Source organism: Kitasatospora sp. SC0581, assembly GCF_048159585.1.
In the GTDB taxonomy this organism is placed as follows: domain Bacteria; phylum Actinomycetota; class Actinomycetes; order Streptomycetales; family Streptomycetaceae; genus Kitasatospora.
This window is the reverse complement of the sequence record NZ_JBLRWA010000041.1, coordinates 1-14,995: the sequence shown is the minus strand read 5'-3', so window position 1 is coordinate 14,995 and position 14,995 is coordinate 1. Positions and strand designations below refer to the sequence as shown.

Below are 14,995 nucleotides of genomic sequence, written 5' to 3'. Positions count from 1 at the left end.
GGGCGACGCCGGGCGGCAGCGACCCTGCCGGCCCGGCGCCACCGCCGCAGGAAGGACGACCGTGCAGGTCACCACCGACGACACCAGCGCGACCGACCGGGCCGCGCACCGATCCCCCCGCCGCCGTTGGCGGTTCGCCGCCGTCCTGGCGGTGGTCGTCACCCTCTGCGGGTCGGGCATCGGGCTGTACCTCAACGAGCGCGACACCCGCGAACAGACCAGGGAGCTGGCGGTCCCCGCGACGCCCGACTGGATCGAACTGGACGTCACCGCCCAGGACGTGGACCCGACCGCCCAGCAGCTGACCCTCTACGTCACCCCCGTCCCGCATGGCAGGTTCGCCGCCGGGCCGGACTCCCAGACCTTCGCCCGCCCCGTCGAGATCACCGTCGCCGGCACCCCCAAGGTGACCATCAAGGCGGCCGAGGGGGAGGCCGCGGCGTCCCAGCTCGTCCAGGTCGGGACGTACGACGGCACCAAGACGGACTACCCGTTCGACCGCTACCGCGCCGAGGCCGGCTTCACCGCCACCAGCGGGGGCGCGGCCGTGCCGGTCGGCCTGGTCCTCACCGACACCGACCCGTTCTTCGTACTGCGCCCGCAGGCCACCACCGCGAGCTCCGGTGCCGTGACCCTGGACGCGCGGATCACCCGGTCCCGCAGCACCTTCATCCTCTCCTGGTTCATGATCGCGGCCATGTGGGCCATCGCCCTGGCCGTCCTCGGCGCCGCCGAGGTGCTGTACCGCAAGCGCGAGGGGCTGGTCTGGCCCTCCCTGGGCTGGATGGCGGCGAGCCTGTTCGCCCTGATCGGCATGCGCAACGCGGCCCCCGGGGCGCCGCCGATCGGATCCCTGATCGACTACGTGGCGTTCTTCTGGGCCGAGGGCCTCATCGCCGCCAGCCTGGCCTGCACCGCCTGGTCCGGCATCCGCACCGAGCACCGGCTGCGCCGCGAGCGGGAGGCGGTGACCGAGGCGGCGTGAGCCGAGGGGCAGTGAGCGGATTCCCCCGAACGGCGGGTGCGTGCCGCGCCGGAATCTGACCTTCCGATCAGTAGCCTGCGGAGCCGAACCCGACCCCAAACGGAACGAGGCCCCATGGCTCACCCCCGGCCGTCCCGCCGTTCACTCCTGCAGTCCGGGGCCGCGCTCGCCGCGCTGGCCCTGACCGGTGGCTGCTCCTCCGACAGCGGATCGGGGGAGCAGCCCGGTCAGAGCGGTACGGCCTCGGGGGTGGCCCCGTCCGCAGGCTCGGCGACCGGCGGGTGGGCCATGCCGGCCGAGTCCGGCCCGCACACCCGCACCTTCATGGCCTGGCCGGCGCTGGAGGAGGTGTGGGGCGACCAACTGCCGGCCGTCCGGCAGGACATCGCCGGGCTGGCCCAGGCCATCGCCGGCTTCGAGCCTGTCGTCCTGCTGGCCCGCCCCGACCAGGCCGACCAGGCCCGGCAGGCCTGCGGCTCCTCGGTCGAGGTGCTGGAACTGAAGGTCGACGACCTGTGGGCCCGGGACGCCGGCCCGACCTTCGTCACGGGCCCGAAGGGGCTCGCCGGGGTCGACTTCAACTTCAACGGCTGGGGCGGCAAGCAGACCCACGCCAACGACGCCCTGGTCGCCCGCTACCTCCTGGACCACTACGGCATCACCCGCGTCCAGGCGCCGGTCACCGGGGAGGGCGGCGGCATCGAGGTGGACGGCGAGGGCACCCTGATGGCCACCGAGAGCTCCTGGGTCAACGACAACCGCAACCCCGGCAAGTCCCGCGACGAGATCGAGGCGAGCCTCAAGGGCCTGCTCGGCGTCGAGAAGGTGATCTGGTTCAAGGGCGTCGCCGGGCAGGACATCACCGACTGCCACGTCGACGCCCTCGCCCGCTTCGCCGAGCCGGGCACCGTGGTGCTGCACCGGCCCGCCGCCGACACCCCGCCGGACGTCTGGACCACCGCCTCCGCACAGGCCGTCCAGGTGCTCCAGTCCGAGACCGACGCCAAGGGCCGCGCGTTCACCGTGGTCGACCTGCCCGAGCCCGACGTCACCCTGATCCAGGGCGCGGGCAAGGACTTCCTCGCCACCTACATCAACTACTACGTCTGCAACGGCGGCGTCCTCGTCCCGCGCTTCGGCGACCAGGCCACCGACGACCGGGCGGCCGGCATCATCGGCGACCTCCACCCGGGGCGCAAGGTCACCCAGGTCGGCATCAACCACATCGCCGCCGGCGGCGGGGGCATCCACTGCGCCACCCAGCAGCAGCCCGTCGCACCCGGCTCCACCGGGTGACGCAGGGGCAGATAGTGGGACCGTCAGGCGCCGGACGGCCGGGCGGCGGCGGAGGAGAGCGAGTCCAGCAGCGTCCGCAGCACCCGCTCGGCGTCCACCGTCCCGTCCAGCGACCCGATGGCGGCGAGCCCGTCCACGGCGGCGGCGAAGGCCTCGCCGAGCGGTACCGGGTCGGCGCCGTCGCCGCGCTCGTCCAGCAGGCAGCGGAACAGGCCGACGAAGGAGGACCGCCAGCGCGCGTACTCGGCCTCCAGGCTCGCGCGGACGCGTTCGTCGTTGAGGGCGAGCCAGTGCAGGGCCGCGTGCAGCCGGGCGAGGTCGGGGCTCTCGGGCCGGGTGAGCAGTGCCAGGACCCGCTCGGAGCGCTCGGCGTAGCCGCCGGGGCCGGCGACCGCCTCCTCCAGCGGCGTGATCCACTCGGGCCGGATGTCCTCGACCACCGCGACGATCAGGTCGGTGCGGTCCGCGAAGTGGTAGTGGCACATCCCGTGCGAGACCCCGCACAGCGCGGCCACGTTGCGGGTGGTGAACCGCCCCGCGCCGTCGCCGGCGAGCAGGGTGCGGGCCGCGGCGATCAGCCGGGCCCGGGTCTGCTCGCCCTTGGCGGAAACGCGCGCCCGGCCGGTGCCGCCGGGGCCGGGGGCCGTACGCGGGGCTGCGCCCGTCGCCTGTGTCGCCATGGCCGCCACTGTAACGACTGCGGGGGAGGGCAGGGGCGCATCGGCGCCGATCTCTGCGCAAAGTATTGACCGAGCGCTTGGTCAGTTTTACCTTTTCGGTCAACTGCCGGACAGGCAGCGCACTTTGACAGGGAGGTAGTGATGGAGGGCAGCTTCAGATCCCATCCGGCGATCGACGGAGGGCTCGGCCGGCGCCGGTTCCTGACGGCGGCCGGGCTCGCCGTCGCGGGCACCGCGCTGACCGCGGCGAGCGGTGGGCAGGCCCGGGCCGCGCAACCCCGCACCGCCGCCGCGGGCCCGGCCGTCGCCGCCGGCCTCCGGGTGCCGCTGGACACCGTCCGGCACACCCGCACCTGGATGGCCTGGCCGGACAGCAGCACCATCTGGCGGAACAAGCTCGGCGGTGTCCAGTCGAACATCGCCCTGATCGCGAAGACCATCGCGAAGTACGAGCCGGTGACCATGTGCGCCAACCCGGCGAGCGTCGCCAAGGCGCGCTCGATGTGCGGTTCGGCCGTCACCGTCATCGGGGACATCCCGGTCGACGACTGCTGGATGCGCGACACCGGTCCGGTCTTCCGCACCGACGGCGCCGGCGGCCTCGACACGATCGGCCTCAACTTCAACGGCTGGGGCAACCACCAGAACCCGCACGGCAACGACGCCCTGGTCGCCGGGCGCGTCGCCGCCTACCTCGGCCTGCCGTTCACCGCCGCCGGGCTGGTCGCCGAGGGCGGTGCCATCGAGACCGACGCGGCCGGCACGCTGATGGCCACCCGGAGCAGCATCCTCAACGCCAACCGCAACCCCGGCATGTCGCAGGCCGCGGTCGAGAGCGCGATGTGCGCGGCCTACGGCGCCAGCACCGTGATCTGGTTCAACGGTGTGGCCGGCCAGGACATCACCGACGACCACGTGGACGCCACCTCCCGCTTCCTCGACGCGGGGACGGCCGTGGTCCAGATGCCGCTGGCGAGCGACACCGACGCCTGGTCGAACGACGCACGGCAGCAGTACCGGATCCTGACCACCACCACCGGGGCCCAGGGCACCCCGTTCGCGGTCAGCCGGATCCAGGGGCCCGACTACAACCTGATCCGCTCGACCGACCCCAACTTCGTCGGCTCCTACGCCAACTACTACCTGTGCAACAACGCGGTGATCGCGGCGCAGTTCGGCGACACCAAGGCCGACAGCGCCGCCAGGGCGGCCCTCGCCCGGCTGTTCCCCGGCCGCACCGTCGAGCAGCTCAACATCGACTCCCTCGGGGCGGGCGGCGGCGGGATCCACTGCGTCACCCAGCAGCAGCCCGCGGCGTGAACCCGCCGGGGCCGGGTCCGGCCCGCCGACCGGACCCGGCCCCGAACGGAGGCCGGTCCGGGGTTGTCCCCGGCCCGGCCGGTCCGGTCAGCCCAGGGCGGGGATGTCGTGGGTGGCGCAGTGGATGCCGCCACCGCCGGCCGCGATCGCGTCGATCTTGACCGGCACGATCTCGCGGCCCGGGAAGTACTGCTTCATGAGCTGCTGGGCCCGGTCGTCGGCCCTGGCGTCGCCGAACTTCGGCAGGTAGACGCCCTTGGTGCCGATGTAGAAGTTCATGTACGAGGAGACGAAGGCGTCGCCGCGCCCGGTGATCTTGTCGGGGTCGGGCTGCTGGAGCTCCACCACCTGGAGCTTCCGGCCCGTCGCGTCGGTGGCGTCCTTCAGGACGGAGCGGGCCTGGTCGGCCGAGCGGGACCAGACGTCCGCCGGGGTGCCGGGGAAGGCCTGGTCGAGCAGGACCACGCCGGGGGCGACGAAGCGGGTCAGGCAGTCGACGTGGGCGTCGGTGATGTCCTTGCCCTTGACGCCCGCCAGCCAGATCACCTTCGTCACGCCGAGGACCTTCTTCAGCTCGGCCTCGACCGCGTCCCGGCTCATGCCCGGGTTGCGGTTGTCGTTGACGACGGAGCTCTCGGTGACCATCAGGGTGCCCTGGCCGTCGGTCTCGAAGGAGCCGCCCTCGGCGACCAGCCGGGTCTCGATCCGCTCGACGCCGTACTTGGCCAGCACCGTCCGGGCGACCTTGGAGTCGTTGCCGCGCTGCTGCTTGCCGCCCCAGCCGTTGAAGTTGAAGTCGACGCCCTTGACCGTGCCGCCCTCCTCGACGAACACCGGCAGGGTGTCCCGGGCCCACAGGTCGTCGACCGCGATCGGGACGACCTCGACCGCCGAGCCGCAGGCCTTCCGGGCGGCGTCCGCCTGTTCGGGCCGGGCCATCAGGACGACGGGTTCGCGGGCGGCGATGGCCTGGGCCAGGCCGGCGACGTCCCGGCGGACGTCCGCGAGCTGGTCGCCCCAGACGTTCTCGGAGGCGGGCCAGGACATCACCGTGCGCAGGTGCTTGTCCCACTCGGCGCCGAAGCGGCGCACACCGGGGGTGCCGCCGGGCCGCGTGGGCGGTACGGCGCCGTCGAGGTCCTTCAGGTCGTTGGGGTCGCAGGCGGTGAGGCCGAGGGTGAGGGCGCCGACTCCGGCGCCGACGCCGGCGAGCCTGCGGATCAGGGTGCGGCGGGACAGGGCGTTGGTCATGCGGGAACTCCAGCTGAGGGTCTGGGCGGTGGTGGAGGAGAGTGCGCGGGGCGGCCGGGTTACGGCAGCGGTTCGTGCATGGTCGAGCAGTGGATGCCGCCGCCCCCGGCCATCAGGCGGTCGACGTCGATCTGCACCACCTCACGGCCGGGGAAGGCCGCGGCGAGCGCGTCCCGGGCGGCGGCGTCCTTGTACGCGTCGCCGAACTGGGCGGTGATCACGCCCCCGTTGACGACGTGGAAGTTGAGGTAGGAGTCGACGAACTTGGAGCTGCGGGAGCGGACGGTGTCCGGGCCGTGCACCGGGACGACCTGCAGGCGGCGCCCCCGGGCGTCGGTGGCGGCGGAGAGGATCGCGAACTGCTCGCGGGCGTCCCGGGCCCAGGCGTCGTTGCGGTCGGCCGGCGGCAGCTGCACCATCACGGTGCCGGGGCGGACGAACCGGGAGGTGACGTCCACGTGGTCGTCGGTGATGTCCTGGCCCTTGATCCCGGGCAGCCAGATCATCGTGTCGGCGCCGTAGGCCTCCAGGACGGCCTCCTCGATCTCGTCCCGGCTCATGCCGCGGTTGCGGTTCTTGTTCACCAGGCTGCTCTCGGTGGCCATCACGGTGCCGTCGCCGTCGGTCTCGATCGCGCCGCCCTCGCCGACGAAGTCCGCGAAGGTGTGGCGCAGGCCGCGGCGGGTGGCGACGAGCTCGGCGACCCGGGCGTCGTCGTGGTGCACCTGCTTGTTGCCCCAGCCGTTGAAGTTGAGGACCACGGCGTCCAGACCGCCGTACCCGTCCCGGCGGAACACCGGCGCGGTGTCGCGCATCCACAGGTCGTCGGTGGGGATCGCGGTGATCACCTCGACTCCGGAGCCGCACCAGGACTGGGCCTTGCCCGCCGTCCAGTCGTCGGGGGCGCACATCACCACCGGCTCGAACTCGGCGATCGTGCGGGCGATCAGGGCGATGTCCTCCTGGACGCCGCCCAGCCGCAGTCCCCACACGCCCCGGCGGGAGGGCCAGGACATCCAGGTCCGCGCGTGCGGGACGTCGTCCGCCGGCACCCAGGGGTAGGGCTCGGTGGAGCGGTCATCGCGGTAGTGGGTCATGAGGGCCTCCAGATCGTGCGACGGTGCCGGGAGGGGTGCCGGGGGCCGCCGACTCCACTCTTCGCGCCGCGCCGGGGCGGCGCACGTGGGGACGGACGGGCGGCAGCACCCTGCCGCGGGTTCAGGCTCGCACTGACTGAAAAGTCAGTCAAACTCGCGGTCATGCCCTAACGCATCCTTGACGGGCTCCGTGCGCAGCGTGAGGCCCCCCGTGCGGTCCGTACGGATCAGGACCCGAGCCGGGCCACCTCGGCGTCGACCGCGTCGGCCATGAGCGTGCGGGCGTGCGCCAGCGGCAGACTGCCGCTCAGCCAGCGCGTGCTCAGCCCCTCCAGCAGCGCGGTCAGCCGCTCCGCCGCCCCGGCCAGCGCGACCGCCGAGGACATCGGCCGTACGGTGCCGAGCAGTTCGGCGACCTCCTGCACCCAGATCCGGGTGGCCCGCGCCAGGTCCTCGCGCAGCGTCTCGTCGAACACCGCGCTCGCCCGCAGCTCGCCCCAGGCGGTGCTGTTCTCCCGCACCTCGGCGGTGTCCTGGAGCTCCAGCAGCAGGGTCTGCTCCAGCTCCTCGCGGGGCGTCAGCGGCGGGGCGCCCTCGGCGCGCTCGGTCGTGTACCGCTCCGCCCGGTCGTTGATGAACTCCATCGTCTGCCGGAGGATCCCCGTCCGGTCCTTGAAGTGGTAGTAGATCAGCGCGGTGGACACACCCGCCTCGGCGGCGAGCTCCTCCACCCGCAGCCCGCGCACCCCGCGTCGCGCGATCACCCGCGCCGCTGCTTCCAAGATCGACGTTTTACGACTGGCCACGATCCACCACCTTACCGGGGCGCGGGCGCCGGCCCCGTGCGGTTGCTGAAAGGCCGGTCAGCGGAGGCCGATCGATTCCCCCCAGATGTGACGCAGGTCACCTCCGGGGAAGAACCTGGACGCCGCATCGGGCGTCTGGCTGGTGTGAGATCACGCAGGAGAACACTGGACGACCTGGACGAGGAACGCCTCCTCCGGCTGGTGGCCAAGGGCGACCGCGGGGCCTTCGACGAGCTGTACCGGCGGACGTCGCCCTGGCTCGCCGTGCGGCTGCGCCGCCGCTGCGCGGACGAGCAGATCGTCGCCGAAGTCATGCAGGAGACCTACCTCGCGGTCTGGCGCGCCGCCGGCGCGTTCGCCGGCAGCGCGGTCGGCGGGACGGCCGTCGGCTGGCTGTGGACGATCGCGGCGCGCCGCCTCGTCGACGCGTTCCGGCGCCGTGCCCACCACGCCGAACCGCCGGTCGCCGCCGCCGAGCGCGCGGTGGTGCCCGCGGCGGAGGAGGAGGCGCTCGCCGGCACCGTCGGCGGCGACGTCGGGGACGCCCTGCGCCGGCTGGCGCCGGAACTCCGAGAGGTACTGCAGGCCACGGTGCTCGACGGGCTCTCCGTCCGGGAGACCGCCGTCCTGCTCAGACTGCCCGAAGGCACGGTCAAGACCCGTGCCCGTCGGGCCCGGATCGCGATGCGGGAGGCGCTGGCATGAGTGGGGAACACGCGACCAGGCAGTTGATCGACGACTACGCACGTGGCGTCACGACGATGGCGGCGGACACGGTCTGGGCGCTGGAGGCCCACCTGGAGACGTGCGCGCCCTGCCGGAGCCTGCTGGCGGCCTCCGTCGCCACCGGGGCACCCGACATCGCCGCGCTCGTCGACACCGTCCGGGCCGGCCTGGAACCGCGGTTGGACGCGGTGGGCGCGGTGCCCCCGCGGTGGCGCCGGCCGAGGTGGGTGTCGTCCTGGCTGACGCCGGCCATGACCCCGTGGCTGGCCATGACCGCCGTCGTCACCCTGGTGGCGCTGCTGCTCGACGCGGCCGCCCCGGCGGAGGTCTTCGGCAGCTCCTCACCGGTCTCGCTGATCGCGCCGGTGCTGCCGCTGTGCGGCGTCGCCGCGTCCTGGTCCAGCGGCCTGGACCCGGCCCACGAACTGACCGCCTCCACCGCCCGGGCCGGCCTGCCCCTGCTGCTCAGGCGCACCACCTCGGTCCTCGTGGTGGTCCTGCCCGTCCTCCTGCTGGGGGGATGGCTGACCGGGAGCACGACGGCCGCGCAGTGGCTGCTGCCCTCCCTGGCCTTCACCTCCACCGCCCTGGCACTGGGCAGCGTGGTCGGGGTGACCCGCGCCGCCCTCGGGCTGGCGGCCGGGTGGGGCCTCGTCGTCGTGGCCCCCACCTCGATCACCGGCCGGGTCCCTGCCTTCCTTCAACTGGCTCTGCAACGCGACCAGTTGCCCGTCTGGGGACTGCTCCTCGCGCTCGGCGTCTGCGCCGTGATCGCCCGCCGGGACACGTACTCGACGCTGTGAAACCCATGTCCACCCTGTCCACCCTCGAAAGGGACCATCGCATGACGCATACGGCGAGCGCGGCCGACACCGCGCCGAAGACCTACCCCTGGGAGATCCGGGCCAGCGGCCTGAGGGTCCGCGTCGGACGGAGCAAGATGGCCGTCGACGGCCTCGACCTCTCGCTGGGCATCGGTGCCCACGGCCTCCTCGGGCCCAACGGAGCGGGCAAGACCACCCTGATCCGGACACTGGCCACCGTGCTGCGCCCCACCGAGGGCGAGCTGGAGATGCTCGGCACCTCCCTCGGCAGGGTGGGCGACCACCGGGCCCTGCGCCGCCGCATCGGCTACCTGCCGCAGGACTTCGGCTACTACAAGCGGTTCACCGTACGCGAGTTCGTCGAGTACATGGCCTGGCTGAAGGAGGTCCCGAAGCGGGACGTCCCCGACGCCGTCCAGCGCGCCGTCGAACGGGTGGGCCTGGCGGACCGCGCCGACCACCGGATGAAGACCCTGTCCGGCGGCATGGTGCGGCGGGCCGGCATCGCCCAGGCCATCGTCAACTCCCCGGCGGTGCTGCTGCTGGACGAGCCGACGGCCGGCCTCGACCCGGCCCAGCGGCTGCGCTTCCGCGAACTGCTGACCGACCTGGGCCGCGACACCTGCGTGGTCGTCTCCACCCACCTGGTCGAGGACGTCGCGGCCGCCTGCTCCGACGTGGTGCTCTTCGCCGACGGCCGCCTCGTCTTCCAGGGCACGCCGGACGAGCTGGGCGCGGCGGGCAGCGCCGAGCACCCCGGCGACAGCCCCCTGGAGCGCGGCTACTCGGCGCTGCTCCGCACCTCCGGCCAGCAGGGGAGCGCCTGGTGAACGCACGCGTGCTGCGAACCGAGCTGAAGCGCTCGGCCGCCCCCTGGGCCGGAGCCGTCGTCCTGGGCGGCAGCCTGGCGGTCTTCCTCCCGTTCGACGCGTTCTGGTGGCACGGCACCGCGGGGTGGACGGCCCAGTGGACCACCATGGCGTTCTGGACCCGGTCCCTGCTGACCTTCTGGTGGCCCTTCGTGATCGGCGTCGGGGCGGTGTACGGGCTGCGCGAACCCCGCTCGCGGATGACCGAGCTGCTGACGACCACGCCACTGCCGGCCTGGCGCCGTGCGGCGCTGCCGACCGGTGCGATCGGGCTCGCGCTGGCGGCGGGCTTCGGCCTGCTGGTCCTGGTGGGCGGAGTCCAGGTGGCGTCCGGTCCGACCACCTACACCCCCCTCGGCTGGCTGCCGATCTCGCTGGTGGCGGCACTGGCCCTGGTCGCGGGCGCCGTGTTCGGCATGGGCGTCGCGCGGGCGCTGCCCTCCGTCCTCACCCCGCCGGCCCTGGTGGTGATCGTCTTCGTGGGGACGGGCCTGTTCCTGCGGATGAACAACGAAGGGGCGGTACCGACGGGCCGGGTGGCGAACCGGTTCGCCCTGCTGTCGCCGGCGACCCCGGAGCCGCGGCAGATGCTGCTGACCCTGTCCGGCTCCGTCCACCTCGGCCAGACGCTCTGGCTGCTCGGCCTGCTCGCCACCGGCGTCGCGCTGCTGGCGGCCGCGACCCGGCGGGCCCGGCTGCTCGCGGTGACTCCCGCCCTGGCCGGCCTGGCCCTGGCCCTGCTGGTCCTCCCGTCCGCCGCACGCGACGTCTACGTCGTCGACAAGGCCGCCGCGGCGCTGGTGTGCGACGGGCCGGTGTGCGTGACCCAGGCGAGCCGTTCCCACCTGGCCGAGCTCACCCAGCGCAGCAAGGACGCGCTGCGCGTGCTGCACGAGGTCCTGGGTGACCGGGCGCCGACCTCGGTGCGGGAGGACACCGCGCTGCACGAGCTCGCCGAGGCGCGCGAACTCTCCGCGGACGTGCTGCTGGTCGACTTCAGCGAGCGGCTGCTCGCCGACGCGACGGGCGAGCAGCTGACCCGCGCGCTGATCGCCAAGGGCCTGGCACCGAGCTGCTACCCGGACAACGACAAGGAGGGCGGCGGGCACGTCGCCATCCCCGCCCAGAGCATCGCCGTGAGTTGGGCGCTCCACGACCCCCAGCTCCAACCGCTGGCGCCGAAGGGCACCACCGCGTACGAGGTCGAGACCTGGGCGGCGGCCGACACCGCGTGGCAGAAGCTGACGGCACTGCCGCCGGCGGAGCAGCGCTCGCGGATCGTCGCGCTGCACGCCGCCTCCCTGTCCTGCGCGCGGCAGGACCAGATTCCGGTGCTGGCCGGGGAGGTGTCGCGGTGAGGTGGCTGACGCTGTACGCGCGTTCACGGCAGGTGCCCACGTCGGCGGCCGCGGTCGCGCTCACCGCCCTGGTGGTGTGGGCCTTCAACCGGGGCGGCGGCACGGGCGCGGTGGACGCGGACGCGATCAACCCGATCGTGTACTTCGTGCTCGCCGCGGGCGTGGCGGCCGGCTCCGTCGGGCTCGGCGGGCAGGACTCCGCACTGGACCGGACGGCCGCGATCCGGTGGGCGCCCCGCCGGGCGGCGCACGCGCTGCTGATCGGCGTGGTCGTGGGCGCCGCGGTGCTGGCGGTGCAGGCCGCGGGGCCGAGGTTCGCCCCCACCGAGGTCGTCCTCCGGGACATCGCGGGCCTGGCGGGCCTGGCCGCGCTCGGGGCGGTGCTCTGCGGAGCGCACCTCGCCTGGATCCTGCCGATCGGCTGGCTCGGCTTCACCATCCTCGTCCCCCCGCTGCCGCCCACCACCGTGGGGAAGGCGATCGGCTGGATGACCTGTCCGGCCGGGACGGGGGTGTCCACCTGGACCGCGGTGGCCCTGCTGGTGACCGGCGGCGCGCTGTACGCCGTGGCCGGCCCGCGACGGTGACGGGCCCGCGGGCGCCGACGGAGCACCCGGAGGCGCCCGCGGACCGGCCGCGTGCCGGGGCGGCATCGCCGCCTGGTCACCCTGCTGTCAAGTGATCTCACTCCTTCGAGTGAGGATCGGTCGCCGATCGGTCGGTGGAGCACCTCTTGCGGTCAAGACTGACCCCCGAACGAACACAGTCAGTTCTCGGAGGGGGAACGGTGTCGACCATCGGAATGTCCGGCATACCCGGCGAGGTCGGGGCGGATCGACGGCTGCTGGTCAGCGTCTTCGACCCGCAGGAGGCGCGGGAGGCGGTCCTCGGCGGCGCGCGGATCATCGACAGCGAGGACCCGCGCAGCGCGCTCGGCACGATCAAACCGCGCCGGATCATGGACATCGCGGACGCGGTGCTGGCCGCCCGGCGGGACCTCCCGGTCCAGCTGAGCACCAACATCGGCGAGGACCAGCTGCTGTACCGGCGTGCGGAGAACGGTCTGGCCCTGCCCAAGTCGGCGTACGAGCAGGTCGGCAAGGCGGCCCAGGCCGCCCTCGGCGTCGCCCTGGCGATGGGCACCCGGGTGCATCCCTGCGGGATCGTCAAGGTCGGCCTGGACGGCATGCGGACCGGTGAACTGGCCGACGTGCTCGGCGAGATCACGGCGACGCTGCGCCGGACCGACCGGCTGTCGCACACCCGGGTGATGTCCGTCCTGTTCGCGCAGGACCTCGACCTGTGGGACGCCCGCAAGACACTGCCGCAGGTGCGGCGCGCCCTGGTGGGCCTGCGGGAGTACTACCCGTGCGAGCCGTCCACGCCCGGGGCGTTCGACCTCGCCGAGTACGCGGACGCACTGCTCGACCCGCACGGCGAGCCGCTGTTCGGCGGCCGGCGGCCGGAGCCGGCCGAGCTGAGGGCCTCCGGCGCCCTGCCGACGGGCACGACCGGCGGTTTCGTGGCCGTCAACGAGCCGTTCTCCCACGCGGGTTACGGTCTCACGACGGGCCGTCGCACCGATCGGGAGGCGATCCGCGCGATGGTCGAGGCCAGCGCGGCGGCCGGCGCCGACGCGATCATGGTGGACACCAGCATCCTGCTGAAGGTCGCCCGGATCGGACTGGTCTCCACCGCCGGCAGCCCGGAGCTCGCCGACCTCGACCGCCACGACACCGACCGGCACGGTCTGGCCAGGGCCGGCATCCTCTCGCTGGAGGAGATCCGGTTCCTCGTGGAGCTGTGCCACGCCCACGGCCTGGAGGCGAACCTGGCCGGTTCGGTGCAGAGCCACCACGCCCAGCAGGTCTGGCGGCTCGTCCCGGAGCTCGACCAGCTCTCCGCCCGCGGTGGCGTCAGCGCCCTGGCCCGCGACCCGTACGGCGGCACCGGCCGTGGTACCCGGCACGAGCGGACCGTGCGCCGCGCCCTGGTGGGCGGGCTGGTCCCGCCGGAGCAGGGCGGCCGGCTGGTGCTGCCGCGGCGGATGACGGAGCAGCCCGGGGCGCTCGACGACCTGGCGGGCCTGCTCAAGCGCCACCCTGACCTCGCCGCGTACTCCTCCGACGCTTACGGGGTACTGGCGCCGCTCGGCTGAGCGGTGGCGCCCGCGAGACCGCAGGTATCGCTCATTCACCGTACGGCGACGCGGAGTCGGTGATATCGGTTGTCCGAGTACGTCCGAGTAGATCCGAGCACGCGTGAGTACGGACGACTTCGAGCACCAGCGAGAAGGAGCACCTCTTGACCACTCACCACAGGCGCGGTGCCCACCTGCGGACGCTGTCGGCCCTGACGGCGGCGCTGTCCGGGGCCGTCGGCGTCACCGCGCTCGGCACCACCCCGGCGGCCGCCGCCGACCAGCGTCACCCCATCTACGCCATCGCGCACCGGGTCGACACCCTGGACGGCGTGGACGCCGCGATCAACCACGGCGCCAACGCCATCGAGATCGACGTCTGCGCCTGGTGGAACCCGAACGAGTGGCGCGCCTACCACGACTGTTCCTCGGCCGGCGAGAACCGGCTCGGCCCCAGCTTCGACAGCATGCTCGACCGCATCCTCTCCAACGCCGACGCGGGCCGCCGGCTGTCGCTGGTCTGGCTGGATGTCAAGGACCCCAACTACTGCGGCGAGGAGCCGAACCGCACCTGCAGCGTCGCCGGACTGCGCGACAAGGCCCAGCGGCTGACGGCCGCCGGCATCCAGGTGCTCTACGGCTTCTACGAGTACCACGGCGGCAGCACCCCGGACGTCGGCGGCCGGGGCTGGAAGAGCCTGGAGGGCAGGCTCGGCCCGCTGGAGGGCATCACCACGACCGGCACCCGCGACCAGGTGAACAGCGCCTTCAACCGGTCCGGCTCCGGCTTCCCGGCCGGCCGCCGGGCGATGGACTACGGCGACAGCGACATCACCAAGGGCTTCGGCAACTGCACGGAGGCCACCTACAACACCTGCGCGGAACTGAAGAAGGGAGCCGCCGACCGGTCCGCCGGACGACTCGCGGCCACCCTGTCCTGGACGACCACCTACAACGACCCGTGGTACGTCGACAAGCTCCTCGGCGACGCCCAGGTGGACGGCATCATCGCCGGCTACGGCGCCTTCACCGGGGTGCGCGAGTACGACAACGGCTGGCAGTGCGCCAACGCCGTCAACCTCGTCCGGGACTGGGTGAACCGCCACAGCGGGACCCACCGCATGGCCACCAGCGGCGACCGCCTGTTCAGGTAGGCGACCGTTCGTCGCGGGTAGGGGGCCCGGCCTCTCTCCCGCGGGCGCCGACCCGGAGCCCGCGGGAGGGAGGGGAGAAGGAGGGGGCCGGTGCCGTCCGGACAGGGCATTTTGTCTCGGGCACCGGGGAGGGGTAGGGTCTCCCAGTCGCTCGACTGGGAGCACCGGACACGTGTCAACGCGGACGGTCCCGGGGCGGCCAATCCTCTGAACCAACACTTCCCGGCTCGGGCTGGGGCGAATCTGTCATGCGCAGGTGCGGCCCAGTCTGTATATGGCGTGTTCGTTTTATCGGATTGCGGCCGGATTCGCTTTTCGAAGTGGAGGTCGGCTAGTGTTTGAAACGTCGGACAGGGCGCCAAGCGCTGGAAGACAACAGCGAGTCGGAAGCAGAAAGCGCCGGTAAACGGAGCGGAAAGCATCTGGTAAGCTGGAAACACGAAAGAACGAAGCCCGGAGGGTCCGCTGGAAGGCGGTCCGAAGGAAGCG

The 14,995-nt window shown here is 73.1% G+C and carries 14 protein-coding genes; 10 read left to right on the top strand and 4 right to left on the bottom strand.

The window, feature by feature from the left end; genetic code table 11:
• The first annotated feature begins 61 nt into the window (after window positions 1-61).
• Window positions 62-985, top strand: a complete 924-nt coding sequence (locus ACLWS4_RS34795; RefSeq protein ID WP_416876221.1) for a DUF4436 family protein — start codon at window positions 62-64, stop codon at window positions 983-985.
• Window positions 986-1,099: 114 nt separating this feature from the next.
• Window positions 1,100-2,281, top strand: a complete 1,182-nt coding sequence (locus tag ACLWS4_RS34790) for an agmatine deiminase family protein (RefSeq protein WP_416876220.1) — start codon at window positions 1,100-1,102, stop codon at window positions 2,279-2,281.
• Between the two features lie 23 nt (window positions 2,282-2,304).
• On the opposite strand, the gene ACLWS4_RS34785 is transcribed toward ACLWS4_RS34790, so the two are convergent.
• Window positions 2,305-2,961, bottom strand: coding sequence for a TetR/AcrR family transcriptional regulator (locus ACLWS4_RS34785; protein ID WP_416876219.1), 657 nt, complete (start codon window positions 2,959-2,961; stop codon window positions 2,305-2,307).
• A gap of 141 nt (window positions 2,962-3,102) precedes the next feature.
• Between ACLWS4_RS34785 and ACLWS4_RS34780 the strand changes: the two genes are divergently transcribed.
• The gene (locus ACLWS4_RS34780; protein ID WP_416876218.1) at window positions 3,103-4,281 is read left to right on the top strand and encodes an agmatine deiminase family protein; all 1,179 of its coding nucleotides are present in this window, start codon (window positions 3,103-3,105) and stop codon (window positions 4,279-4,281) included.
• An 87-nt stretch (window positions 4,282-4,368) separates the two neighbouring features.
• On the opposite strand, the gene ACLWS4_RS34775 is transcribed toward ACLWS4_RS34780, so the two are convergent.
• The 3 genes from ACLWS4_RS34775 to ACLWS4_RS34765 all read right to left on the bottom strand — a co-directional run bounded on the left by ACLWS4_RS34775 (window position 4,369) and on the right by ACLWS4_RS34765 (window position 7,435).
• Window positions 4,369-5,532, bottom strand: coding sequence for an agmatine deiminase family protein (locus ACLWS4_RS34775; RefSeq protein WP_074004639.1), 1,164 nt, complete (start codon window positions 5,530-5,532; stop codon window positions 4,369-4,371).
• 59 nt (window positions 5,533-5,591) lie between these two features.
• Entirely contained in the window at window positions 5,592-6,629 is a 1,038-nt protein-coding gene (locus ACLWS4_RS34770; protein WP_049650855.1) for an agmatine deiminase family protein, read from the bottom strand.
• A gap of 227 nt (window positions 6,630-6,856) precedes the next feature.
• Window positions 6,857-7,435, bottom strand: a complete 579-nt coding sequence (locus ACLWS4_RS34765; RefSeq protein WP_387829029.1) for a TetR/AcrR family transcriptional regulator — start codon at window positions 7,433-7,435, stop codon at window positions 6,857-6,859.
• 144 nt (window positions 7,436-7,579) lie between these two features.
• Here ACLWS4_RS34765 and ACLWS4_RS34760 point away from each other — a divergent pair, with 144 nt between their 5' ends.
• The 7 genes from ACLWS4_RS34760 to ACLWS4_RS34730 all read left to right on the top strand — a co-directional run bounded on the left by ACLWS4_RS34760 (window position 7,580) and on the right by ACLWS4_RS34730 (window position 14,506).
• Window positions 7,580-8,140: an RNA polymerase sigma factor gene (locus ACLWS4_RS34760; RefSeq protein ID WP_181970890.1), complete on the top strand. Its 561-nt coding sequence runs from the start codon at window positions 7,580-7,582 to the stop codon at window positions 8,138-8,140.
• Window positions 8,137-8,964 carry a zf-HC2 domain-containing protein gene (locus tag ACLWS4_RS34755; RefSeq protein WP_380741420.1) on the top strand — a complete coding sequence of 276 codons (828 nt, stop codon included), beginning with the start codon at window positions 8,137-8,139 and terminating at the stop codon, window positions 8,962-8,964. The genes ACLWS4_RS34760 and ACLWS4_RS34755 overlap by 4 nt, the downstream gene beginning before the upstream one ends.
• A gap of 41 nt (window positions 8,965-9,005) precedes the next feature.
• Window positions 9,006-9,815 carry an ABC transporter ATP-binding protein gene (locus ACLWS4_RS34750; protein WP_416876217.1) on the top strand — a complete coding sequence of 270 codons (810 nt, stop codon included), beginning with the start codon at window positions 9,006-9,008 and terminating at the stop codon, window positions 9,813-9,815.
• On the top strand, window positions 9,812-11,212 hold the full coding sequence (locus ACLWS4_RS34745; RefSeq protein ID WP_416876216.1) for a hypothetical protein: 1,401 nt from the start codon (window positions 9,812-9,814) through the stop codon (window positions 11,210-11,212). The genes ACLWS4_RS34750 and ACLWS4_RS34745 overlap by 4 nt, the downstream gene beginning before the upstream one ends.
• A complete protein-coding gene (locus ACLWS4_RS34740; protein ID WP_416876215.1) occupies window positions 11,209-11,799 on the top strand; it encodes a hypothetical protein in 591 nt (196 codons plus the stop codon). Before ACLWS4_RS34745 ends, ACLWS4_RS34740 begins: the two co-directional genes overlap by 4 nt.
• A gap of 200 nt (window positions 11,800-11,999) precedes the next feature.
• Window positions 12,000-13,370, top strand: a complete 1,371-nt coding sequence (locus ACLWS4_RS34735) for a (5-formylfuran-3-yl)methyl phosphate synthase (RefSeq protein WP_416876214.1) — start codon at window positions 12,000-12,002, stop codon at window positions 13,368-13,370.
• A 146-nt stretch (window positions 13,371-13,516) separates the two neighbouring features.
• Entirely contained in the window at window positions 13,517-14,506 is a 990-nt protein-coding gene (locus ACLWS4_RS34730) for a phospholipase (protein WP_416876213.1), read from the top strand.
• The last annotated feature ends 489 nt before the right edge of the window (window positions 14,507-14,995 follow it).

Bases quoted from the DNA above. Each gene is read 5' to 3' on its own strand.
- ACLWS4_RS34790 (WP_416876220.1), top strand. From the start codon at position 1,100: ATGGCTCACCCCCGGCCGTCCCGCCGTTCACTCCTGCAGTCCGGGGCC.
- ACLWS4_RS34785 (WP_416876219.1), bottom strand. From the start codon at position 2,961: ATGGCGACACAGGCGACGGGCGCAGCCCCGCGTACGGCCCCCGGCCCC.
- ACLWS4_RS34780 (WP_416876218.1), top strand. From the start codon at position 3,103: ATGGAGGGCAGCTTCAGATCCCATCCGGCGATCGACGGAGGGCTCGGC.
- ACLWS4_RS34775 (WP_074004639.1), bottom strand. From the start codon at position 5,532: ATGACCAACGCCCTGTCCCGCCGCACCCTGATCCGCAGGCTCGCCGGC.
- ACLWS4_RS34770 (WP_049650855.1), bottom strand. From the start codon at position 6,629: ATGACCCACTACCGCGATGACCGCTCCACCGAGCCCTACCCCTGGGTG.
- ACLWS4_RS34755 (WP_380741420.1), top strand. From the start codon at position 8,137: ATGAGTGGGGAACACGCGACCAGGCAGTTGATCGACGACTACGCACGT.
- ACLWS4_RS34750 (WP_416876217.1), top strand. From the start codon at position 9,006: ATGACGCATACGGCGAGCGCGGCCGACACCGCGCCGAAGACCTACCCC.